The following is a 414-nucleotide window of genomic DNA, read 5'->3' as shown; positions in this document are numbered from 1 at the left end:
AGCGACGTGCGGTCCCAGCCCTCGGACTCGACCTCCTCGTTCGTGCCCACGACGAGGACGGTCAGGTCGGCCGCACGGGCGGCCCGGGCGGCGTCGGCGATCTCCTGCTCGACGCTCGGCGCGGGGACGCGGTGCCGCAGCTCCGCGCGGACGAGGTTCCCGTAGCCCTGGGCACGGGTGACGAGGAGCGACGCGCGGACCCGCACGCGGCGCGGCGCGTCGACGTGCACGGTCGCGGGGACGCCCGCCGGGTTGTTGATCGAGGAGTCGAGGATGACCTCGACCCCCGAGCGGCGGTCGTCCTTCGCGACGACGACGCCGTCGATCTCGATCGTGTGGCCCGGGACCGTGCCGACCTCGAGCACGTGGTCGCCGGGCTCGTCGAGGAGGACGTCGACGTCGAGCACGACGGTG

1 pseudogene is annotated in these 414 nt (G+C 74.4%); it reads right to left on the bottom strand.

Features of this window, described 5'->3' with window-relative positions:
• A pseudogene (locus tag G3I78_RS49410) lies at positions 1–414 on the bottom strand (beta-glucosidase); the annotation flags it as partial.

The organism is Streptomyces sp. SID13726, from assembly GCF_010548375.1.
In the GTDB taxonomy this organism is placed as follows: domain Bacteria; phylum Actinomycetota; class Actinomycetes; order Streptomycetales; family Streptomycetaceae; genus Streptomyces.
The sequence above is the reverse complement of the archived record's forward strand: the minus strand, read 5'-3'. Positions and strand labels throughout refer to the sequence as shown.